Genomic DNA, 19,136 nt, shown 5'->3' on the forward strand with positions numbered 1-19,136 from the left:
CGCCCATTCCCGCTAGAATCGGGATTCCGTTCGTTGAGGAATCCCGATGTCCCGCAAGTTGATGCTGGTGCTTGCCACCGCGGCCGCCCTGGCCGCGTGCAAGCAAGAATCCGCGGCCCCGGCGCCCGAGGCAGCCACGCCGCCCGCCGCCGCCCACACCTTCACCGCCGACATCACCGAGGGCGACTTCGCCGACATGGTGAACACCCTGGCGTCCGACGAGTTCGAAGGCCGCGCGCCCGGTTCGGTCGGCGAAGAGAAAACCGCCAACTATCTCGAAGCGCAGATGAAGCGCATCGGCCTGCAGCCGGGCAACAACGGCAGCTACTTCCAGGACGTGCCGATGGTGGAGACCACCGCCGACGAGGCCGCGACCACGCTGTCGCTGACCACCTCGACCGGCAAGCGCGACCTGAAGTTCGGCACCGACTACGTGATCGGTACCCGTACCGGCCAGACCGACGTCAAGCTGGATGCCAGCGACCTGATCTTCGTCGGCTACGGCGTGGATGCGCCAGAGCAGCAGTGGAACGACTACGCCGGCCAGGACTGGACCGGCAAGACCGTGGTGATGTTCGTCAACGATCCGGGCTTCCACAGCAAGGACGAGACGCTGTTCGGCGGCAACCGCATGACCTACTACGGGCGCTGGACGTACAAGTTCGAAGAGGCCGCACGCAAGGGGGCTGCCGCCGCGCTGATCGTCCACGACACCGATGGCGCCAGCTATGGCTGGGACGTAGTGAAGAATTCGTGGGCCGGCCCGCAGTACGACCTGCCGGCCAAGGACGATCCGGAGAAGCGCATCCCGCTGCAGGGCTGGCTGAGTGCCGAAGCCGCCAAGCAGCTGTTCGCCGATGCCGGCCTCGATCTTGAGGCCGCCTACGCCAACGCCGGCAAGCGCGGCTTCAAGCCGGTGCCCCTGAAGGCGAAGGCATCCGTGGCGCTGAAGAGCAGCATCACCGAGAAGACCTCGCGCAACGTCATCGGCGTACTGCCGGGCACCAGCAAGCCCGACGAGGCCGTGCTGTACATGGCCCACTGGGACCACCTGGGCAAGCACGAAGGCGAAGAAGGCGACAACATCTACAACGGCGCCGTCGACAACGCGACCGGCGTGGCCGGCATCCTCGAGATCGCCGAAGCCTTCGCCCACCAGGATCCGAAGCCGGCGCGCTCGGTGGTGTTCGTGGCGGTGACGCTGGAGGAATCCGGCCTGCTCGGCTCCAAGTACTACGTCGCGCACCCGACCTTCCCGCTCAACAAGATCGCCGGCGTGATCAACCTCGACGCGATGAGCGTCGGCGGCAAGTCGCGCGACTTCGTCGTCACCGGCAAGGGCAACTCCGAACTGGAAGACATGCTGAAGGTCTACGCCGACCAGCAGGGCCGCGTGCTCGCCGAGGAAGGCAACCCGGCCGGTGGCTACTACTTCCGCAGCGACCACTTCAACTTCGCCAAGGCCGGCGTGCCCGCGCTGTATGCCAAGGGCGGCAACGACCTGCTGGACGGCGGCGTGGAAGCCGGCAAGGCGGCCAGCGAGGAGTACGCCAAGCGTTACCACCAGGCCAGCGACGAAGTGCACGACGGCTGGAAGCTGGACGGCGTGGTGCAGGACCTGCAGGCGCTGTACGGCGTCGGCAAGGACCTGGCCGTCGAGGACACGTGGCCGAACTGGTACGAAGGCAACCCCTTCAAGGCCGCGCGCGACACGATGATGAAGGCGGAGCCGGCGAAGAAGTAAGCCGACGGTTCCGATGAGATACGGAAACGGCGCCGAGAGGCGCCGTTTTCTGTTTCTTCTCCCCGCTTGCGGGGAGAGGTGCCCGGCAGGGCAGATGAGGGGCGAGCGCAATGGTGTTCCGCGCAATGTCTCTCCGCCCTCATCGAACTCGGCAATGCGAGCGCGCAGATTCAAGATGATGCCTCCGCTCTCCCCTCACCCGCCCTTCGGGCACCCTCTCCCCGCTGCGCAGGGAGAGGGCAACCGCCCATGGACGCCTTGCCGCCGTACGCACTACCCTGCGCCCTCCTCGGAGGGAAAATTCATGTCGATCGCTTACTGGTGCATCCTGCTCACCGCCCTGCTGCCCTACCTGTGGGTCTTCATCGCCAAGCGTTCCGGCGAGCGCTACAACAACCGGAACCCGCGTGCGTGGGTGGCCAAGCAGGAGGGCAACTACAAGGTGCAGCGCGCCAACGCCGCGCACCTCAACGGCTTCGAAGCGTTCCCCGCATTCGTGGCCGGCGTGCTGATGGCGCAGCTGGCAGGCGTGCCGGCAGACACCGTCACGCAACTGGCCATCGGCTTCGTGGTGGCGCGAGTGCTGCATGGCGTGTTCTACCTCGCCGACAAGCACACGCTGCGGAGTCTCTCGTGGCTGGTCGGCATGCTGTGCGCCGCGGCGCTCATGGTGCTGGCGGCGATGCGGGTGGCGTGAGGCAACCTGCAGGATCGGATGTGGGAGCGACGTAAGTCGCGATGAGGCGTTACTGGTGGCCTATCGCGACTTACGTCGCTCCCACACCTGTCACCGCGCCCCATGGATCAGCTACCTCAAATCCCCTTCCCACCCGAACAGCGCATACGCCTTCACGAACTCCGCATCCAGCGGCGCGACTGCCTCGATACGCTCGCCGGTCGACGGATGCGGGAACGACAGCCGCACCGCGTGCAGCAGCATGCGATGCACGCCGTGCATGCGGAAGTTCCGGTTGTGGCGGCCGTCGCCGTGGCTGGTGTCGCCGATCAGGTGATGGAACGCGTGCTTCAGGTGCCGGCGGATCTGGCGGAAGCGGCCGGTTTCCGGCTGGCAACGCAGCAGCGCATAGCGTGAGGTCTTGAAGTCGCCCGATGGCAACGGCAGATCTCCGGTCGCCAGGCGCACGAAGCGCGTCAGCGCCGGCTTCTTCTCCGGCTTGCCGGGGCCGCCATCGATGGGATGGTCGACGATGAAATCCGGCTCCGGCCAGCCGCGGCATATCGCCAGGTAATCCTTCTCCACCTCGCGCGACATCAGCACCTTGCCCAGCGTGGACGCGCTGTCCCGGTCGAAGGCCACCAGCAGGCAGCCGCTGGTGGCGCGGTCGAGGCGGTGGATCAGGAAGATCGGCTTGCCGAACTGCGCGCGCAGGCGGTCGGCGACGAAGTCGGTCTCGCCGCGCGCCAGCTTGCTGTCGTGCGCCATCACGCCCGCGGGCTTGTTGACCACCGCGATCTGCGCATCGGCGTACAGCACGGGCAATGCGCCGTCGTCCATGTTCGTCTCACCGTAATCCATGAATCGACCTTTCCTGCAAATCTGCGAAACTCGCGGTTCGCCGCATGCGATGGACGCCCGCGGCCCTGATGGAGGATGGTGGATGAAGTCACCCCGTTTCATTGTCGCACTCGGACTGGCCGTCACGCTGGCCCTGGGCACCCCGCTGTCGCTGCAGGCGCAGGCCGCGCTGCCGAAGGGCATTGCCGCCGGCCCCAGCATCGAGGGCATCAGCGAGTACACCCTGGCCAACGGCCTGCGCGTGCTGCTGTTCCCCGACGCCACCAAGCCCACCGTCACGGTGAACCTGGTCTACCAGGTGGGCTCGGTGCACGAGAACTACGGCGAGACCGGCATGGCGCACCTGCTGGAGCACCTGCTGTTCAAGGGCACGCCCACGCAGTCCGACATCAGCGGCGAGATGAAGAAGCGCGGCATCGACTTCAACGCCACCACCGGGCTGGACCGCACCAACTACTTCGCTTCGTTCCCGGCCAACACCGACACCCTGGACTGGGTGCTGAAGATGGAAGCCGACCGCATGGTCCATTCCAACGTCGCGAAGAAGGACCTCGACAGCGAAATGACCGTAGTGCGCAACGAACTGGAAGCCGGTGAGAACAACCCCGGCGGTGTGCTGTTCCAGCGCATCCGTTCCACCGCGTTCCTGTGGCACAACTACGGCAACACCACCATCGGTGCGCGCAGCGACGTGGAAGGCGTGCCGATCGACAAGCTGCAGGCGTTCTACCGCCAGTGGTACCAGCCGGACAACGCAACCCTGATCGTCGCCGGCCGTGTCGAACCCGCCGACGTGCTGGCGCGCATCGCGCGCCACTTCGGCCCGCTGAAGAAGCCGACGCGCGCGTTGCCGCGCTTCTACACGGTCGAGCCCGCGCAGGACGGCGAGCGCGAGGTCACCGTGCGCCGCGTCGGCAACCTTCGCCTGGTCGCCGCCGCCTACCATGTGCCCGCTGTCGCGCATGCCGACAACGCGCCGCTGGCCGTGCTGGCGAACGTGCTGGGCCACACGCCGGGCGGCCGCCTGCACAAGGCGCTGGTTGAAGGCAAGTTGGCGGCCGGCAGCGGTGCCAACAGTGAATCCATGCGCGACCCCGGCCTGCTGACCGCCGTCGCCGTCATTCCCGCCGATGGCGATGCGAAGAAGACCGAAGCCGAACTGCTGAAGCAGGTCGAACAGATCGCCGCACAGCCGATCACGCAGCAGGAAGTGGACGAAGCCAAGCAGCGCATCGGCAACGCCTACGACCTGTACTTCACCGACGTCAATGCGGTCGGCATGGGCCTGTCGGAATTCCAGTCCGCCGGCGACTGGCGCCTGCTGTTCACCAGCCGCGATGCCATCGAGAAGGTCACCGCCGCCGACGTCAACCGCGTCGCCACCGCCTACCTGAAGTCGAGCAACCGCACCCTGGGTCGCTTCATCCCCAGCGACACGCCCGAGCGTGTGGAGATTCCCGCCGCGCCCGCCGTCGCCACGCTGGTGGACGGCTACACCGGCCGCGCCGCGGTCAGCGCGGGCGAGCAGTTCGATCCCTCGCCGCAGAACATCGAAGCGCGCACGCAGACCTTCACCCTGGGCAAGGCGCTGCGCGTGTCGCTGCTGCCGAAGAAGACGCGCGGCGGCACGGTGATCGTCGACGCCAACTTCCGCTTCGCCGATGAGGCCGCACTGACCGGTCGTGAAGGCGCGGCCGGCATGGCCGGTGCGATGCTGATGCGCGGCAGCACGACGATGACGCGCACGCAGATCGATCAGCGGCTGGAGCAGCTGAAGACGCAGGGCACCATCAGCGGCAGCCTGCAGGGGGCGGCGATCGGCCTGCAGACCCGGCGCGAGCACCTGGCCGACGCGCTGGCGCTGGCCGCCGACGTGCTGCGCCACCCGGCCTTCCCGCAGGACGAGTTCGAACAGCTGCGCGTGCAGGCACTGACCGGCATGGAGGCGTCACGGCAGGAACCGGGCGCGATCGCCGGCCGGGCGTTGGCGCAGTCCTTCGACCCGTGGCCGGCCGGCCACCCGTTGCGCAACCGCACGCTGGACGAGTCCATCGCGATGATGAAGGCGCTGAAGCTGGACGACGTGCGCGCCTTCCACCGCGATCTCTACGGCACGTCCGAAGGCGAGATCGCCATCGTCGGCGACTTCAATCCCGTCGCCGTGCGCGCGCAGCTGGAACAGCTGTTCGTCGGCTGGCAGGCCGGCACGCCTTACGCCTCCATCGACACGCGCTACACGGACGTCGCCGCGAAGCAGCAGCGCTTCGAAACGCCGGACAAGCCCAACGCCGTGCTGCTGGCGCGGCAGAACCTGTCGCTGCGCGTGACCGATGCGGACTACCCCGCGATGATCGTCGCCAACCGCATCTTCGGCGGCGGCGCGCTGAAGTCGCGCCTGGGCGACCGCATCCGCCAGCAGGAAGGCCTCAGCTACGGCGTCTCCAGCGGCATCCGCGCCGACGACAGTCGCAGCGGCCAGGACGATGCCGGCAGTTTCACCGTGCAGGCCATCGCTGCGCCGGAGAACATGGCCAAGGTCGAAGCGCTGGTGCGCGAGGAGCTGGACAAGCTGCTGAAGGACGGCATCACCGCCGAGGAGCTGAAGGACGCCGTGGCCGGCACGCTGACCGAACGCCAGCAGGCCCGCGCCGAGGACGGCACCATCGCCGGCATGCTGACCGACCAGCTCTACTTCGGCCGCAACATGCAGTTCACCGCCGACCTGGACGCGAAGTACGCGGCCCTGACGCGCGAGCAGGTCAACGCAGCGATCCGCAAGCATCTGAAGGCGGACGCGCTGAGCGTGTTCGTGGCGGGCGACTTCGCGAAGAAGGCGACGAGTGCGCCTGCCGCGGCACCGGGAGCGACTCCATGAGCCAGCATCAGGATGCGAAACAGCAGGCGGCCCTCGCCCGCTGGCAGAAGATCCGCGACCAGGGGCCGCTGCGCTTCATCGTGTACCGCGGCATGCTCGGCTGGGGCCTCATCACGGCCGTGCTGTGGTGCGGACTGATGATGGTGTTCACCGAACGCGAGTTCCTGCCGCTGCTGACCGCGGCGCTGATCGGCTTCCCCATCGGCGGCCTGGTCTGGGGTGGGGCGATGTGGTTCATGGCGGAAAAGCACCGCGAGCGATCAGAGCGCTGACGAAACGAACGCCCGATGGTTCACTGCATCGACGACGGCCCCGCGAGGGGCCGTTGTTGTTCGTGCCGCATGCGCGGATGTTCCCCTCGCGCTGCCGGAAACCCCTTTATCACCGTGGGAGCGACGTCAGTCGCGATGAAGCATTACCGATAACCCATCGCGACTGACGTCGCTCCCACAAGGACCTCCTGCCGCACCTGATCATCACGATGCGTCGAGCGTCATCTCCTTGCCCCGTGCAACGGGGAGAAGGGACGGCATGGCAGCCCCATCGCTCTCATATCGAGTCCTGCGCGCGGGGCTCCGGGCCCGGTCCGGACCGCCGGTCTCACGGCAAACGCAGCGTCACCACCAGCGGAAAATGGTCGGAGGGATAGCGGCCGTTCCACCGCGTCGTCACCGACGCGACTGATTCCAGTTGCACGCCACGCACGAAGATCCAGTCGATGCGCTTGTCGGCGTTGCCGGTGAACCCGTGGAACGTGGCCTCGCTACCGTCCACGCGCGGCGCGGTGGTCCACGCATCCTGCAGCGTGCGCGCCAGCACTACATGCACCTCGCTGTCTGGCGTGGTGTTGAAGTCGCCCGTCAGTACCACCGGAATGCCGGGCGGCAATGTGGCCAGATACGCGGCGATGGCGTTCGCACCCTTCACGCGTGCGGCCTCGTCCTGTTCGCGATACGGCAGGTGGGTGTTGAGCAGGTAGAAGCGCTTGCCGTCGCTGCGACGCTCAAACAGTGCCCACGTCACCATGCGCGGATACAGATGGTGCCAGGTGATGCTGCCGGGCACGTCGGGCGTGTCCGACAGCCAGAAGTCGCCCGATTCGATCACCGCCAGGCGATCGCTCCGGTAGAACACGCCCATGTGCTCACCGCCGCCATCGGCATCGCGCCCGCGACCGAACCAGGCGTACTGCGGCAGCTCGCGCGCGAGGTAATCCGCCTGCGACTTCACCAGCTCCTGTAGGCCGATCACGTCGGGCGCCTGCTCGCGCAGCATCTCCACCGCCAGCGGCTTGCGCGTCTCCCAGTAGTCGGGACCATCGCTTTCCACCGGCAGGCGGATGTTGAAGCTCATGAGGCGCAACGGCGTGTCGGCCGCCATCGCCGGCATGCTGGCAGCGGCCAGGATCGTTCCGATCAGGAGGGAGCGCAGCAGGGACATGACGGTCTTCCGATTCGACTCGCGCCAGTATAGGAACTGCGGTAACGTCGCGCTCCATCGGGGAGAGCAGGAGTTCGAGCATGCAGGGAATGAAGTGCATCGCCATCCGCGCCATGTGGCTGCTGTCTGCCTTCGCATGCGCCCCATTGGCCGTGGCGCAGGAAGACACACCGCCTCGGATGGACGACGCGCAGATCGCGCAGGCCATCCTCGATGCGGAGGCGACAGGTCGCGCGATCTACCTGCATGACCAGGCGGCCGCGGTCGCCTCCGACGCCGTGATGGAAAACAAGGCATTCCGGCAGGACGGCAAGCAGGGGCGTCTGGGCGGCTGGATCACGGAGCAGCGGGATGCGGGCATCGTGGTGACCTTCCTGAGCAGCGACGCGGAGCCGCGTGCGCGCTATCGCGTGACGGTGGACAGCGAGGGGAGCGTCATCGGCGACATAGAGGCATTGGCCGAATCCACTGCGCTGACACCTCATGAGCTCGGTGCCGCGCGTGCGCGCAACACGGCCGCCACCGCGGAGTTCGCTCCCTGTTCGCGCAGCTACAACACCGTGGTGTTGCCCGACCTGCGGGAAGGCGGCGGCTGGATCGCCTACCTGCTGCCGGGAACGACGAAGCAAGGCATCGTGCCGGTCGGCGGCAGCTACCGGCTCGATCTGGATGCCACCGGAGAAAGGATCCTGAAGCAGCGCGGCTTCACGCGCAGCTGCATCGTGCTGGAAAGTCCCCGCGACAGCGTCGGAATGATGATCACGCACCTCCTCGACCCCGTGCCGACGGAAGTGCATGTGTTCTGGAGCCTGTGGGCCGGCAAGCCGATGTATGTCGGAACCTCTGCCGGCCTGTGGAAGATCGAGGATGGCCAGGTGACGATGACGTCGCGCCGCGAGGAGAAAAGCCAGTGACGGCGCCGTCGCTGCTGGTGGCCGTCCTCGCCCTTTCTCCGGGTGCGGACAACCGTTTCCCACATACGGTACCGCCCCTTGAAGTCTCTCCGGATCCTATCGGCGACTGTGCGCGCTGGCGACTCAAGCCGTTCGTCAATCCGTACGGCATCCAACAGCTGTGGCCACTGGTGGAAGCGCCATCCCAGGAGCTGATGCTGGCGCAGGAGCGGCCTTTGTCGGATACCGGGGAGGTCGCGGATGGCTATGCACACTTCGTGCATATCGATGCCGCCGCACGCGCGGTATACGTGATCGAACAGGGCGGCTTCGCCGGCACCACCAAGGTATATGGGCCGTTGCCGCTGCCCCGCTGCACGCCGTCCATCGAGACACCACAGCGCTGACGGCCGCGGTGTCCGCGGCGCGGATCACGCCGAGCGGCGCTGCCCGCCGTGCTTCCCTTCCGCGATCTCCTCCATCAGCTTGGCGCAGAACGCCGGCAGGTCCTTCGGCGTGCGACTGGTGACCAGGCCCTTGTCGACGATGACTTCGTCATCCTTCCAGGTGGCGCCAGCGTTTTCCAGGTCCTTGCGGATGTTCGGTACCGAAGTGACCGTGCGGCCTTTCAGCACATCCGCGTTGGCAAGCACCCACGGACCATGGCAGATCGCGCCGACCGGTTTGCCTGCCTCGAAGAAGCCGCGCGTAAAGGCGAGCGCCTTGTCGTCGACCCGCAGCGCGTCCGGATTGAACAGGCCACCCGGGATGACCAGCGCGTCGTAGTCCTGCGCGCTGACCTCGGACAGCACATGATCGACCGCGACCTGCTCGCCCTTGTCGAAGTGTTTGAAGCCCTGGATGCGGCCGCCGTCCAGCGAGACCACATCGACTTGGGCGTTGTGCTCCTTCAGCGCACGCATCGGCTCGGTCAGTTCGGATTGTTCGAACCCGTCGGTGGCAAGGATGGCGACGCGTTTTCCGGTCAGGTGGCTCATGGGGGAACTCCGTACGAATGAGCGCCCACCGTAGCGTGCACCGTGCGCACGACATGCGAAGGAATCGTTTCGCCAGCGTCAATGCGCTGGCGGGACTCACTCCTGCTTTACCTGCGCGGCCAGGCCGCCAGCAGCGCCCACAACCCGCCGATGCCCGCGATCCATGCTGCAGCGGGAACATCGAACAGGCTCGGCCCGCCTGCTTCCAGCGCGTACAGCACCGCCGCGACGATCAGCAGCCCAACGCCGAGGATCGCCGCGACGACGCGCCGCTGCATGCCCTTCATCGTCTGTGCGAGATCGGCCAGGTCCTTCGACCGCAGCGCCAGTTCGTGCCGGCCCTCGACCTGCTGGCTGAGCCAGGCGTGTACCAGGCGCGGCATGTCCGGCGCATGGGTCATGATCTCCGGCAGGCGCTTGCGGAACTCCTGCGCGGCGCGCTGCGGGCTGTAGCGTTCCAGCAGGATGCGCTCCAGCACCGGCCGCGCGACGGCCCAGATATCGATCTGCGGGTCCAGCTGGCGGCCCACGCCTTCGATGTTCAGCAGCGTCTTCTGCAGCAGGATCAGCTGCGGCTGCAGGGTCAGCTCGTAGCGCTGCGCGGTACGGAACAGCTTGGCCAGCACTTCGGCCAGCGAGATCTCGCTGAGCGGGCGGGTGAAGTACGGCTCGCACACCGCGCGGGCGGCGGCTTCCAGCTCATCGATGCGGATGTGCGACGGCATCCACCCGGCCTGCACGTGCAGCTCGGCGATACGGCGATAGTCGCGGTTGAAGATCGCCATGAAGTTCTCGGCGAGCCAGTACTGGTCGTCGCGCGAGAGCTGGCCCATGATGCCGAAGTCCAGCGCGATGAAGCGCGGATCGGTCTTGCGTTCCGGATCGACCCAGATGTTGCCGGCGTGCGCGTCGGCGTGGAAGAAGTTGTCGCGGAACACCTGCTGGTAGAACACGCGCACGCCCTTGGCGGCCAGCGCCTTGCGGTCGATGCCGGCGGCGTCGAGCGCGGCGACGTCGTCGGACGGAATGCCGCGCACGCGCTCCATCGTCATCGCGCGTTCGGCGGTATGCGACCAGATCACCTCCGGCACATACAGGTCCGGCGAATCCTGCCAGTTGCGCCGCAGCAGGCTGGCGTTGCCGGCCTCGCGCTGCAGGTCGAGCTCGGCGGCCAGGGTGTTCTCGATCTCGGCCACGATCTCGCGCGGGCGGATCTTGTCGGCGCTGGGATGCGCGCGCTCGACGATGGCCGCGACGCTCTCCAGCAGCGCGATGTCGCCGGCGATCTGCTTGCGGATGTCGGGGCGCAGCACCTTGACCACCACCTCGCGCCCGCCGGGCAACGTGGCTGCGTGCACCTGCGCGATCGACGCGGACGCCAGCGGCGTGGTGTCGAACTGCTCGAACGCCTCGTGGATCGGCCGGCCGAGTTCCTCCTCCACCAGCGCGCGCGCGCGGTCGCCGTCGAACGGGGCGACGCGGTCCTGCAGCAGGGTCAGTTCTTCGGCGATGTCGGGCGGGATGAGATCGCGCCGGGTGGACAGGATCTGCCCGAACTTGACGAAGATCGGGCCGAGCTCCTGCAACGCCAGTCGCAGGCGTGCGCCTCGCGGCTGTGCGGCGATCTCGGCCGAGGCGCGCGGAACGAATGGTCGGCCAAGCCGCAGCCAGCGCTCGACCGGCGTGCCGTCGAGCAGGTCGTCGAGGCGATAGCGCAACAACACGCGACCGATGCGGCTGGCCCGCAACACCGACTTCATGCGCGATGCTCCATGCGCGCGGCGAGGCGGCCGACGCGCACCGCCATGCGCTCGATGTCATCGCGGATCGCGTCGACATCGTCGTGGAAGGCGTTGAGCTCTTCCCGACCGACGACGTCGCGCGACTCTTCGGTAACGTAGTCGGCCGCGCTCTCCGCCAGATTGCCGGCGGCAGTGCGGGCCTGCTGCAGGCCACCGCGTACGGCGTTCGCGACCTGCACGCCGATCACGTCGCCGAACACGCGGGTGAACGGCAGCGACCAGTCGGGATCGAAGCGGGTGGCGAGCGTCTGCAGGCGGCGCGCCAGGTCGGCATCGCCGGACACCTTGACCTTGCCGACGGGCGTGGCGTGGTCGCGGCGGAAGAACGGCAGCTGCCCGAGCAACCCCCCGAGCGTGCTGCGCACGGCGAGGTCGGCTTCGAGCACTTCGGACGCAGGTCCCACCTGCAGGCGGCCGCCACCCACCATGATGTCCATCGCCAACGGCGGCGCATCGACCTTCAGCTGGATGCGGCGGCCTTCGAGCGACAGCAGGGCCGCGGCGGTATCGGGATCAAGCGCGAGCGCCTGGTTGAGTGCGGCTTCCAGTGCGCGGCCGGCGAGCGGCTTGAGGGCTTCGAACGGAGACAGGTCCATGCCGCCATTCTAGCGGCAAAGCTTCTGCGCCCCGCCCGCCCGTCTGCCTGCGTCATGCAGGCTCGGGGCGGGCTCGACGGCGTCCTGCCGTCCCGGCGGAGAGAGACGGTGACGTCAGACGCGCTTGCCGCGCAGCAGCGAGATGATCGCCAGGATGACGAAGACGACGAACAGCACCCACGCGATGTTGGTGGCGGCACCGGCGATGCCGCTGAAACCCAGCACGGCAGCGATGAGCGCGATGACGAAGAAGATGATGGCGTAGCGCAGCATGGAAACTCCTTTTGGCGTCTGGCCAGTGGTACAGCCGGGAAGTGGCGTGGGCCATGCTGGAACGCGGGGAGTCATCGCCGCGTGAGCGCCGCGCAGCGCGATACGGATGCGCTTAAGCGTCGTGATCCGTGCGTGAAGGCGGTTCGCGGGTTGTACGAGGGGCTTTCAGCCCGCGCCCCGGTCGATCTCGTTTACCCGCGGCGTTGAGCGCGCCGCAGCGCGACCGGGAGAGTGAATTGCCCGATGCCGGCGACAGTCGCGATGAGAGACGGCGCTTGAAGCCCCTCCTACACCGGGTGATCGCGCAACCACGCACGCAGCCGTTCGAAACCCTCGCCCATCGACACACGCGGCACATAGCCGAAATCGCGCCGCGCCGGCGCCATGTCGTACCAGTGGGCGGTGCTGAGCTGCTCGGCCAGGAAGCGCGTCATCGGGGGCTCGCCCTTCAGCGGCAGCACGGTCCACAGCGTCTCGCACACCGCGCCGATGCGGTAGGCGGCGTTGAACGACAGCTGCTTGTCGACGCGTGGCGCGCCCGCCGTCTCCAGCAGCGCGTTGAGCAGCTTGCGCATCGGCCACGGCTCGCCGTTGGAGATGAAGTAGGCCCTGCCCGCGCACGCGGCGCCCGGTACGAGATGATCGAAGGCATCGAAGTGCGCCTGCGCGGCGTTGTCGATGTAGGTGGTGTCGACATGGTTCTCGCCACTGCCGACGATGCGCAGGCGACCTGCACGCGAACGCGCCACCAGCCGCGGCAGGATCTGGTGGTCGCCCGGGCCCCAGATAAGCCGCGGACGCAGCGCCACCGTCGCCAGCGTGGCGTCGTTGGCGGCCAGCACCGCCTTTTCCGCGATCAACTTGGTGGTGGCGTACGGCGCCTTGAAGCCTTCGCCATACGGTACGTCGGCCGCGCTGCCACCTTCGACCGGATGCGTCGCGCGATGCGTCACGCTGGGCGTGGAGGTGTAGACGAGACGACCGATGCCATGCGCGCGGCACGCGTCCAGCACGTTCTGTGTACCGACCACATTGGCATCGTGGTAGCTCTTGTAGCTGCCCCAGGCCCCGGCTTTCGCCGCGTTGTGGAAGATCGCATCCATGCCCGCGGCGGCATGCATGACGGCATGCCCGTCGGCGAGATCGCCCTGCACCTGGCCCACGCCGAGCTCGCGCAGCACCGGGTAGTTCCCGCGATTGAAGCTGATGACTTCATGCCCGCGTTCGACCAGGCCACGGCACAGCGCCTGACCGAGGAAGCCACCGCCGCCGGTGACGAGAATCTTCATGCGTGTTGCTCCAGTTGCGTGTTCGCCCACACGGCCAGCTTCTCGCGGCCGATCTTGGCGTTGTGGCGGATGTCGACGGGAAACCCGGGATGCGGCAGGTAGGCGGCTATGCGGGCGGTGTGCGGATGGCGTGCGGCGATGGCGCGCAGCTCGGCTTCGATGCGCGACGGATCGGCGGCGACGCCGGGCTGCAGTTCGTAGCACAGCACGGGCGACTGCCGGCCCGCGTCGCCGACACCGACCAGCGCGGTGCGGCGCACCTGCGGATGGGTGTTGAAGACGGGCTCCACCTGTTCGGTGTAGAGCGGACCGTCGGCGGTTTCCACGCGCTGCGTCTTGCGGCCGCAGAACCACAGCCGGCCCTCGCCATCGAACCAGCCCACGTCGCCCATGCGGTGCACGATGCGCTCGCCGCCGTCGGCCTGCGTTTCGCGGATCTTCGCGATGCGGGTGGCGGCGTCGCGGCGGAAATAGGTGTCGGTGGCGGTGGGACCGGCGACGGTGATCTCGCCGACCCCGCCATCGGGCAGCACCTCGACGCCGGCCCAGTCGGCAATGGCGTCATCGGTGATGCGGATGATGCGGACCTCGTTCGGCGGTACCGCGCGACCGACGCACGTGCCGGCGCCGGCTTCGGTCGCGGCGCGCGTGGCTTCCAGTTCGCGGCCTTCGATGACGGCGACGGGCAAGCATTCGGTGGCGCCGTACGGCGTCCAGAACTGCCCGGTGCCCGGCAGCAGCGTGCGGATCTTCGCCACGACCTCCGGCGGCACCGGCGCACCGGCCGACGTCACGCGCTGAACGCTCGGCAATGGCTGGCCGTGATCGGCGAGCACCTTCATCAGCGCCGGCGAGCCGAACAGCTGGGTCACGCCGAAACGCGCGATGGCGGCGTGCAGCTTCTCCGGATCGGCGCTGGCCGGCCGCGTGGGATCCATGTCGGGGATCACCGAGGTCAGCCCGAGTGCGGGATCGAACAGCGCGAACGGCGGGAACGTCGGCAGGTCGACGCCACCGGGCTGCATGCCGAAGGCGTCGCGCAGCAGTTCGATCTGCGCGACGAAGTGGCGGTGGCGATACACCACGCCCTTCGGCACGCCGGTGGAGCCGCTGGTGAACAGGATGCCGGCGATGTCGTCGGGCGACGTGTCCGCCAGTTGCGGCCCCGCACCGGCACCGCGCGTTTCGATCTTCGCCAGCGTGGTGCCACCCCAGGCCCAGCGCGTGCCGACGGTGACGATCTTCGTCGCCGACCTGGCCCAGCCCAGCACGCAGCGCGCGAGCTGCGCCAGCGGGATGCCGATGAAGGCGTCGGGCTCGGCTTCGTCCAGGCACTGCTTCAGCGCGCGGCGGTCGATGCCGGGATCGACCAGCACCGGCACGGCACCGGCCTTGAACAGCGCGAACATCAGCAGGAAGAACTCCGGCGTGGGCCGCACCATCACCACGGTGCGCGTGCCACGCCCGATGCCGTACGCACCCAGGCCGGCGGCGATGGCGTCGCTGCGCGCGTCCAGCTGCGCGTAGGTGAGCTCGCGGGTGTAACGGCCGGCGCGGTCGGGACAGCGCATGGCCACGCGGTCGGGCTGCTCGCGGGCCAGTCGGGGAAGACTGGCGGCGATGTTGCACGGATCGGTCATGCGGCCATTGTCGCCGCTGGACGGTACTTGCGTCAGCCCGCGGCATTGGCAGAATGCGCGTCCCGCCCGCGCCTCGCCGCCACAGCCGACCTCCGATGCATCCCTGCCTGACCTGCGGTGCCTGCTGCGCCCACTTCCGCGTCAGCTTCCACTGGAGCGAGGCGGACCCCGACCAGGGCGGCGTGGTGCCGATCGAACTGACCGAGCCGCTGCGCGTGCACGAGCGTGTGATGCGCGGCACGTCGCAGAAGAGCCCGTGGTGCGTGGCGCTGGATGCCGACATCGGCCGCTACAGCCGCTGCACCATCCACGACCGGCGCCCGTCGGTGTGCGCGCTGGTGCCGGCCTCGCTGGAGTTCGGCGAACGCAGCGCGCAGTGCGACAAGGCACGGCTGGCGCATGGCTTGCCGCTGCTGGTGGAAGCGGACTGGGTGGGCGTGGTGGAGGCGGAGAAGAATCCGTTGCCGGAGTTCTGATCTTTCGGCGTCTGCTCGTCCGACCGTAGAGCCGAGCTTGCTCGGCTGCTTCGTGCTTACGCAGGGAAAGCAGCGGAGCAAGCTCCGCTCTACGACAGCAGCGAATCAGGCCTTCCCCTTTGAGAGCAGTGACGGATCCGACGGCAGGCGGTCTACGAAGCCTGCGTAGCCCGGGTAAGCGCAGCGCACCCGGGGCACAATGCGACGGCGCCTGATTCCCCGGGTGCGGCCTTCGGCCTTACCCGGGCTACGCGCTCTCGGGATGGATTCAATCCAACGGATGGCGATCCAGGAAGTCGCGGATCAGCGGCACCAGGATCTCGTGCTTGTCTTCCAACACGTAGTGGCCCGCGTCCTCGTACGCATGCACCTCCGCGTTCGGCAACGCGGCGCGGAAGCCATCGAGGAAGTGCTTGTCGAACACGAAGTCCTTCAGGCCCCAACCTAGGAACACCGGGCGATCGGCGAACGACGGCAGCGCCTTGCCCGCCGCCTCGAGCAGCGGCCACGCCTTGTCCTGCGGACCGAGCGGGATGTCCTGCATGAAGCGGATGGTGGAGATGCGGTTCGCCCAGGTGTCGTACGGCGATACGTAGGCGCGGCGCACGTCGGCCGGCATGCGCCGCTCCACGCCGATCCACGAGGCGCCGGCGGAGAACGCGTTGAAGCCGCGGATGATCCACTCGCCCACTTTCCAGTCGCGCCCCAGGCCGATCTGCCACGGCATCGCCTTCGAGGCGGGCATCGGGAACGCGGCGGTGTTCGTCACGACCAGCCGCTTCACCTGCGCGGCGTGCGACAGCGCCCAGCCGAAGCCGATCATGCCGCCCCAGTCGTGCACGGCCAGCGTCACCGGACCGGTTATGCCGAGGTGCTCGAGCAGCGCGACGACGTCGTCCACGCGCGACTGCAGTGTGTACTCGTAGCGGCTGTCGTCCGGCTTGTCGGACAGGCCCATGCCGATGTGGTCGGGCACGATGCATCGGTACTTGTCCGACAGGCCGGCCACCAGCGTGCGCCAGTAATAGCTCCACGACGGATTGCCGTGCAGCATCACCACCACCTCGCCATCGCGCGGGCCTTCGTCGAGGTAGCTCATCGACAGGCCCGGACGGACCTCGAAACGTTTAGGGTGGGAGGGATAGCCGGGAAGGTTCATTCGATGGGTCACCACGTCATGTCAGAGGGGCTGCGCGCCTTCGCTCAGGATGTCGAGATAAGGTTGGTAGGCAAAGATCATGTAGCGCTGCTTCCCCGTGATCTCACGAATGATGCCGAGCTTGCCCATGACATCAAGACCGCGTGATATTGCCGGCTTGGAGAGGCCCGACTCATCGACGAGCCGGGGAATGGTGCGTAGAGGATTGCGAGTGAATGCCTCATGCAGTTGCAGCACCGTACCCGCGATCCGGCCGGTTGCCCGCAGACGTTCGCGATCGTCTTGGAACAGACGCAATAGTCGCTGCGCAGTGTCCACCGCTTGGCCCGAAGTCGCGGCCACACCATCGAAAAAGAAGCGCAGCCATCCCTCCCAGTCGCCCTGCGTGCGTACGGCATCCAGACGCTGGTAGTACTCGTCACGCCGCGACTTGAAGTACAGGCTCAGGTAGAGCGACGGCTCATCCAGCAGTCCAGCATCACACAACATCAGGACGATCAGAAGACGCCCCAGCCTTCCATTGCCGTCGAGGAATGGGTGGATGGTCTCGAACTGCACATGCGCCAAGCCAGCCCGTGCAAGGGGTGAAATGCCATCTTCGGTGGCATGCAGGAATCGCTCTAAGGCATCCAGGCATTCGAGCATGGCATCCGCTGGCGGCGGCACGAACTGGGCGCGGTCCGGACTAGGGCCTCCTATCCATACCGGCGTCTTTCGGAATTCACCCGGTGCTTTCGAGCTACCCCGTCCCCTGCGCAGCAGATGTTCGTGCATCTCCCGCAGCAATCGCAACGAGAGTGGAAATTCTCCGCGAAGACGCGACAGACCGTGCTCCAGCGCGTCCATGTAGTTGGACACTTCGCGTACATCATCCAACGGGACGCCCGGAGCCTCGTCCAGTTCGAACAGCAGCAGGTCGGACAAGGAAGATTGTGTGCCTTCGATCTGTGACGACAGCAGGGCTTCCTTTCGCACGTACTGGTAAAGGAACAACCTTGCATCAGGAAGAATGCGCGTGATGCCCTTCAGCTCGCCCAATGCCACGAGCGCGCGGTCCCGCAGCACGACCAGACCGTGATCTAGTTGCAGCGGCGGCGCAGGAGGCAGCGGTGCAGGGACGAAGGCTTTGTAAGCCTGCCCGTTCAGACTGCTAAGAATGTAATTCCCGGTTTGCCGTTCCATACACCCCACCAGTCACCTAAGTAACGAATAATATGATTTTCGTTACTTAAATGGAAGGCGGGACTTCTTGAGGATCGATACCGTTACTTAGGCGGTAATGACGGATTTTAAGTAACGGCTGGTTGGCCCGTCGTTACCACTCCACCTCGGCCATCGTGCAGTTCAGGCCCGAGCCGATGCCGAGCAGGGCGATGCGGTCGCCCTTCTTCAGCTTGCCCAGCTCCTTCAGCTTGCTCAGCACGATCGGCACGCTGGCCGGGCCGATGTTGCCGTGCTCGGTGAAGATGGTCATGACCTTCTTCGGGTCGATGCCGAAGGACTTCACGAACGCCTGCGTGTGCGGGCGGCTGACCTGGTGGATGACGAACTGGTCCAGCTCGTCCACCGCCCAGCCCAGCGCGACCTTGGCGGCGGCGAAGGTCTTGGTGGCCAGCTTCATGCCCTCGATCAGCAGCATGCGGGTGTCGGTGACCATGCGGTCCAGGTTGCCGCGGCAGAGCTTGTTCCACTCGGTGGCCGAACGTGTCACGCCGCCCTTGTAGCGCGGGGCTTCCGGGGCCAGCGCGCGGCGCGTCAGCACCATCGCCACGGCGCCGCAGCCCAGGGTCAGCGCGGCCAGTTCGTCGCGGAACTGCTGCTCGGTGACGTCGGGCGCGTTGAGCCGCTCGATGGTCTTCTCGTAGACCAGGTTGGCGGTTTCGCCATCGACGACCAGCGCGTAGTCGATCTCGTCGCGCTCCAGCATGCGGGCGGCGATGTCCATGCCGTTGATGAAGGCGAGGCAGGCGTTGGCGACGTCGAAGGTCTGGCAGTGGTCGCCCACGCCGAGGTTGCCGCAGACGATGCTGGCCGTGGACGGCTCCAGGTAGTCGCGGCTGACCGAGGTGTTGACCACCAGCCCGACCTTGTCGGCGCCGATGCCGGCGTCTTCCAGTGCCTTCCTGGCGGCCAGCGTGGCGGCGTCGGAGGCCTGCACGTCGGCGTCCCACAGGCGGCGGGCATGCACGCCGGCAACGTCGTTCAGCACGTCGGTCTTGATGCCCAGACGGTCGAGCGTGGGCTGCAGACGGGCGTTGATTTCGGCGGACGTCAGCGTGTGCGGCGCATCGATATGCGCCAGTCCCGCGATGGAGACATTCTTGAAGAGCATTGAGGTTAGCGCCAAGGCTCAGGCGAGGGGGCCGACAAGGGTAACGGCTTCCCGCCTTCACCGCATCTTTACGGGCGTCGCT

The 19,136-nt window shown here is 67.2% G+C and carries 18 protein-coding genes; 7 read left to right on the forward strand and 11 right to left on the reverse strand.

All coding sequences use genetic code 11. From position 1 onward, the window contains the following. Positions 1-46 precede the first annotated feature (46 nt). On the forward strand, positions 47-1,744 hold the full coding sequence (locus CSC78_RS00730; protein WP_162335992.1) for a M28 family metallopeptidase: 1,698 nt from the start codon (positions 47-49) through the stop codon (positions 1,742-1,744). Between the two features lie 304 nt (positions 1,745-2,048). Further along, on the forward strand, positions 2,049-2,441 hold the full coding sequence (locus CSC78_RS00735; protein WP_162335993.1) for an MAPEG family protein: 393 nt from the start codon (positions 2,049-2,051) through the stop codon (positions 2,439-2,441). 111 nt (positions 2,442-2,552) lie between these two features. Here the strand turns inward: CSC78_RS00735 and CSC78_RS00740 are convergent, their stop codons facing one another. Then, on the reverse strand, positions 2,553-3,281 hold the full coding sequence (locus tag CSC78_RS00740; protein WP_238391120.1) for a pseudouridine synthase: 729 nt from the start codon (positions 3,279-3,281) through the stop codon (positions 2,553-2,555). Positions 3,282-3,363: 82 nt separating this feature from the next. Between CSC78_RS00740 and CSC78_RS00745 the strand changes: the two genes are divergently transcribed. Next, positions 3,364-6,156 (forward strand): M16 family metallopeptidase, encoded by a 2,793-nt coding sequence (locus tag CSC78_RS00745; RefSeq protein ID WP_162335994.1) that lies wholly within the window; start codon positions 3,364-3,366, stop codon positions 6,154-6,156. Then, complete coding sequence (locus tag CSC78_RS00750; protein ID WP_162335995.1) at positions 6,153-6,428, forward strand: hypothetical protein; 276 nt, start codon at positions 6,153-6,155, stop codon at positions 6,426-6,428. Before CSC78_RS00745 ends, CSC78_RS00750 begins: the two co-directional genes overlap by 4 nt. A gap of 328 nt (positions 6,429-6,756) precedes the next feature. On the opposite strand, the gene CSC78_RS00755 is transcribed toward CSC78_RS00750, so the two are convergent. Beyond that, the gene (locus CSC78_RS00755; RefSeq protein ID WP_162335996.1) at positions 6,757-7,596 is read right to left on the reverse strand and encodes an endonuclease/exonuclease/phosphatase family protein; all 840 of its coding nucleotides are present in this window, start codon (positions 7,594-7,596) and stop codon (positions 6,757-6,759) included. Between the two features lie 80 nt (positions 7,597-7,676). Between CSC78_RS00755 and CSC78_RS00760 the strand changes: the two genes are divergently transcribed. Further along, positions 7,677-8,510: a hypothetical protein gene (locus CSC78_RS00760; protein ID WP_162335997.1), complete on the forward strand. Its 834-nt coding sequence runs from the start codon at positions 7,677-7,679 to the stop codon at positions 8,508-8,510. Beyond that, positions 8,507-8,896: a hypothetical protein gene (locus CSC78_RS00765; RefSeq protein WP_162335998.1), complete on the forward strand. Its 390-nt coding sequence runs from the start codon at positions 8,507-8,509 to the stop codon at positions 8,894-8,896. The genes CSC78_RS00760 and CSC78_RS00765 overlap by 4 nt, the downstream gene beginning before the upstream one ends. Positions 8,897-8,920: 24 nt before the next feature. Here CSC78_RS00765 and CSC78_RS00770 read toward each other — a convergent pair whose 3' ends face one another. The 6 genes from CSC78_RS00770 to oleC all read right to left on the reverse strand — a co-directional run bounded on the left by CSC78_RS00770 (position 8,921) and on the right by oleC (position 15,087). Further along, positions 8,921-9,487 carry a type 1 glutamine amidotransferase domain-containing protein gene (locus CSC78_RS00770; RefSeq protein WP_162335999.1) on the reverse strand — a complete coding sequence of 189 codons (567 nt, stop codon included), beginning with the start codon at positions 9,485-9,487 and terminating at the stop codon, positions 8,921-8,923. A gap of 107 nt (positions 9,488-9,594) precedes the next feature. Continuing rightward, on the reverse strand, positions 9,595-11,247 hold the full coding sequence (ubiB, locus tag CSC78_RS00775; protein WP_162336000.1) for a ubiquinone biosynthesis regulatory protein kinase UbiB: 1,653 nt from the start codon (positions 11,245-11,247) through the stop codon (positions 9,595-9,597). Further along, positions 11,244-11,885 carry a ubiquinone biosynthesis accessory factor UbiJ gene (locus CSC78_RS00780; protein ID WP_162336001.1) on the reverse strand — a complete coding sequence of 214 codons (642 nt, stop codon included), beginning with the start codon at positions 11,883-11,885 and terminating at the stop codon, positions 11,244-11,246. Before CSC78_RS00780 ends, ubiB begins: the two co-directional genes overlap by 4 nt. A gap of 114 nt (positions 11,886-11,999) precedes the next feature. Beyond that, positions 12,000-12,158 carry a DUF1328 domain-containing protein gene (locus CSC78_RS00785; protein WP_082563134.1) on the reverse strand — a complete coding sequence of 53 codons (159 nt, stop codon included), beginning with the start codon at positions 12,156-12,158 and terminating at the stop codon, positions 12,000-12,002. Between the two features lie 287 nt (positions 12,159-12,445). Further along, complete coding sequence (gene oleD / locus CSC78_RS00790) at positions 12,446-13,447, reverse strand: 2-alkyl-3-oxoalkanoate reductase (RefSeq protein WP_162336002.1); 1,002 nt, start codon at positions 13,445-13,447, stop codon at positions 12,446-12,448. Further along, on the reverse strand, positions 13,444-15,087 hold the full coding sequence (gene oleC / locus CSC78_RS00795) for an olefin beta-lactone synthetase (RefSeq protein ID WP_162336003.1): 1,644 nt from the start codon (positions 15,085-15,087) through the stop codon (positions 13,444-13,446). The genes oleD and oleC overlap by 4 nt, the downstream gene beginning before the upstream one ends. 95 nt (positions 15,088-15,182) lie before the next feature. On the opposite strand from oleC, the gene CSC78_RS00800 reads away from it, so the two are divergent. Next, positions 15,183-15,563: a YkgJ family cysteine cluster protein gene (locus tag CSC78_RS00800; protein ID WP_162336004.1), complete on the forward strand. Its 381-nt coding sequence runs from the start codon at positions 15,183-15,185 to the stop codon at positions 15,561-15,563. 268 nt (positions 15,564-15,831) lie between these two features. Here CSC78_RS00800 and CSC78_RS00805 read toward each other — a convergent pair whose 3' ends face one another. The 3 genes from CSC78_RS00805 to CSC78_RS00815 form a co-directional block, all read right to left on the reverse strand. Beyond that, positions 15,832-16,722: an alpha/beta fold hydrolase gene (locus CSC78_RS00805; protein WP_162336005.1), complete on the reverse strand. Its 891-nt coding sequence runs from the start codon at positions 16,720-16,722 to the stop codon at positions 15,832-15,834. Between the two features lie 21 nt (positions 16,723-16,743). After that, positions 16,744-17,904, reverse strand: coding sequence for a Fic family protein (locus CSC78_RS00810; protein WP_162336006.1), 1,161 nt, complete (start codon positions 17,902-17,904; stop codon positions 16,744-16,746). A 133-nt stretch (positions 17,905-18,037) separates the two neighbouring features. After that, positions 18,038-19,054 (reverse strand): 3-oxoacyl-ACP synthase III, encoded by a 1,017-nt coding sequence (locus tag CSC78_RS00815; protein ID WP_162336007.1) that lies wholly within the window; start codon positions 19,052-19,054, stop codon positions 18,038-18,040. Positions 19,055-19,136 lie beyond the last annotated feature (82 nt).

It is taken from the genome of Pseudoxanthomonas japonensis (assembly GCF_010093445.1).
GTDB lineage: Bacteria > Pseudomonadota > Gammaproteobacteria > Xanthomonadales > Xanthomonadaceae > Pseudoxanthomonas_A > Pseudoxanthomonas_A japonensis.

Excerpts from the sequence above, each read along its gene's own strand:
- CSC78_RS00770 (WP_162335999.1), bottom strand. The coding sequence starts at position 9,487 with ATGAGCCACCTGACCGGAAAACGCGTCGCCATCCTTGCCACCGACGGG.
- CSC78_RS00755 (WP_162335996.1), bottom strand. The coding sequence starts at position 7,596 with ATGTCCCTGCTGCGCTCCCTCCTGATCGGAACGATCCTGGCCGCTGCC.
- oleD (WP_162336002.1), bottom strand. The coding sequence starts at position 13,447 with ATGAAGATTCTCGTCACCGGCGGCGGTGGCTTCCTCGGTCAGGCGCTG.
- CSC78_RS00750 (WP_162335995.1), top strand. The coding sequence starts at position 6,153 with ATGAGCCAGCATCAGGATGCGAAACAGCAGGCGGCCCTCGCCCGCTGG.
- CSC78_RS00780 (WP_162336001.1), bottom strand. The coding sequence starts at position 11,885 with ATGGACCTGTCTCCGTTCGAAGCCCTCAAGCCGCTCGCCGGCCGCGCA.
- CSC78_RS00740 (WP_238391120.1), bottom strand. The coding sequence starts at position 3,281 with ATGGATTACGGTGAGACGAACATGGACGACGGCGCATTGCCCGTGCTG.
- CSC78_RS00800 (WP_162336004.1), top strand. The coding sequence starts at position 15,183 with ATGCATCCCTGCCTGACCTGCGGTGCCTGCTGCGCCCACTTCCGCGTC.
- ubiB (WP_162336000.1), bottom strand. The coding sequence starts at position 11,247 with ATGAAGTCGGTGTTGCGGGCCAGCCGCATCGGTCGCGTGTTGTTGCGC.
- CSC78_RS00730 (WP_162335992.1), top strand. The coding sequence starts at position 47 with ATGTCCCGCAAGTTGATGCTGGTGCTTGCCACCGCGGCCGCCCTGGCC.
- CSC78_RS00815 (WP_162336007.1), bottom strand. The coding sequence starts at position 19,054 with ATGCTCTTCAAGAATGTCTCCATCGCGGGACTGGCGCATATCGATGCG.
- CSC78_RS00760 (WP_162335997.1), top strand. The coding sequence starts at position 7,677 with ATGCAGGGAATGAAGTGCATCGCCATCCGCGCCATGTGGCTGCTGTCT.
- CSC78_RS00810 (WP_162336006.1), bottom strand. The coding sequence starts at position 17,904 with ATGGAACGGCAAACCGGGAATTACATTCTTAGCAGTCTGAACGGGCAG.
- oleC (WP_162336003.1), bottom strand. The coding sequence starts at position 15,087 with ATGACCGATCCGTGCAACATCGCCGCCAGTCTTCCCCGACTGGCCCGC.
- CSC78_RS00745 (WP_162335994.1), top strand. The coding sequence starts at position 3,364 with ATGAAGTCACCCCGTTTCATTGTCGCACTCGGACTGGCCGTCACGCTG.
- CSC78_RS00735 (WP_162335993.1), top strand. The coding sequence starts at position 2,049 with ATGTCGATCGCTTACTGGTGCATCCTGCTCACCGCCCTGCTGCCCTAC.
- CSC78_RS00805 (WP_162336005.1), bottom strand. The coding sequence starts at position 16,722 with ATGAACCTTCCCGGCTATCCCTCCCACCCTAAACGTTTCGAGGTCCGT.
- CSC78_RS00785 (WP_082563134.1), bottom strand. The coding sequence starts at position 12,158 with ATGCTGCGCTACGCCATCATCTTCTTCGTCATCGCGCTCATCGCTGCC.